Source organism: Cedecea sp. NFIX57 (assembly GCF_900177785.1).
GTDB lineage: Bacteria > Pseudomonadota > Gammaproteobacteria > Enterobacterales > Enterobacteriaceae > Cedecea > Cedecea neteri_C.
Map to the genome: position 1 here is coordinate 1 of NZ_FXAS01000111.1, position 1,510 is coordinate 1,510.

Below are 1,510 nucleotides of genomic sequence, written 5' to 3' on the forward strand. Positions count from 1 at the left end.
CGCTGTGACGTTCTGTTCGCCATGATGCGTGACGGTACTTTTTATACCCCTGCGGCATCATAAGCATGCTTGACAACTTAATAGGGGCACCCCCCGCTTACGGACGTCTAAAATAGCAAGTGGCAAAAATATGGCGGCTTGCCGCTTACAACCCCTTTTTCTCCTGTACGGCAGCTATACCCGCAGGTTTAGAATTCCCTGAGAACGGTTTTCCGTCTTCTGTTATCCCATCGTATTTTATTGGATTCCCCGTGGCGGTTATATAGGTATTGTTGGGGTTTTCACGATGATAAATAGCTTCTTCTGCATCAATAATCATATCCCCGCTTCAGTGTGTACATGGCCAACAGCCTTAATATTTCCATTTGATAATATTAACTGGTTGTCCGAATCTATTGTGTACTTATTTGATGTGGCTTCTGAAGCGTTAGCAGTGCCAGTAATAAAAAATAAAATAATTAAGTATCCTTTCATTTGTACCTCCAGTTCATATTTAATGATTGTATCCGTCTAAAAAGTGGCATTAAGGTTAAAAATTCACCGAAAGCAGCATTTTCGCCACAAATATTATCGCATGGCGCGCCATCGGGGCTTATCTGATCGCTAAACTCATGGTCAGGAAATATGTAAAACGACGTTCCAGTTTCCTAACCTTGGACATCATCGTTACCAGGATTAATCAGTTTCTCCAGACGTCGGGGACGGTGCGCTTACCAATATCCTGCGGCTACTGCCGCAGTGATTTGAAAGGAATATCATAAAGGCCGCAGTACAATGCGCAGCGGGTAAGGGGGACGCTGCCACCTTCCCCTACCCGTGTACCAATGGCATTCTGGTCTGGTTGACTGATTTACCACGTCTTTAGCTGATTAGGCCTGTATTCCAGTGTGAAATTAAGTAAATCAGATTGCCCCTCCATAAGGGGCATAATCTGGCTATCCAGAGACGCTATGGTAAAAGGCGCCCGCAACAAGTTGTCAAAAATCCGCCTTTCTGTAATAACCTCACCGAAAAACGCCCTGACTCGTGTCTGAGGACCAATAATTTTTGAAAGCTGATATCCCAAACTTTGTTCCCCGCCATCAGCTGAATGGCATATAGCAAGAGTGATTTGCTGATATTCATTCGGAGGATCTCCCACCACATTTCTCAGATGGTCATGAAATTGCTGAGCATTCAATATTTCATTGTTTAACTCTACCCCTCCCTCTTCTCCATGTGCAATAACGTAAAGATGCCCTCCCTCTGTTTCTGCTGCATATGAATATCGTCCTGCCTCGTATGCCTCGCCAGCCATTCCCAACGAATATGCATTATCAATATTTACAACCTCTCTGACAGGTTGCTGGCCCCCTGCCCCCCCTGCAGTTCTGCGAAGTAATTGCCGTCGGGATGCACTCATTGCAATACGCTGGGCAGGATAACGACCAGCATCTTCCCCGGCCTCAGACGCCTGCTGTGTCGCCACCACCCCCGCCTTCGCCCCCTGCACCCCGGCCATGGCGACCAT

The 1,510-nt window shown here is 46.8% G+C and carries 3 protein-coding genes; all 3 read right to left on the reverse strand.

Annotated features, from left to right (window positions below; translation table 11 throughout):
• Positions 1-145: 145 nt before the first annotated feature.
• Positions 146-319: a hypothetical protein gene (locus tag B9Y90_RS27070; protein ID WP_176227947.1), complete on the reverse strand. Its 174-nt coding sequence runs from the start codon at positions 317-319 to the stop codon at positions 146-148.
• Positions 316-474 carry a hypothetical protein gene (locus B9Y90_RS27075; RefSeq protein WP_176227948.1) on the reverse strand — a complete coding sequence of 53 codons (159 nt, stop codon included), beginning with the start codon at positions 472-474 and terminating at the stop codon, positions 316-318. Before B9Y90_RS27075 ends, B9Y90_RS27070 begins: the two co-directional genes overlap by 4 nt.
• A 376-nt stretch (positions 475-850) precedes the next feature.
• The coding region (locus B9Y90_RS26055) for a hypothetical protein (RefSeq protein ID WP_085543165.1) at positions 851-1,510 on the reverse strand (660 nt) is incomplete at its 5' end.

Bases quoted from the DNA above. Each gene is read 5' to 3' on its own strand.
- B9Y90_RS27070 (WP_176227947.1), bottom strand. From the start codon at position 319: ATGATTATTGATGCAGAAGAAGCTATTTATCATCGTGAAAACCCCAAC.
- B9Y90_RS27075 (WP_176227948.1), bottom strand. From the start codon at position 474: ATGAAAGGATACTTAATTATTTTATTTTTTATTACTGGCACTGCTAAC.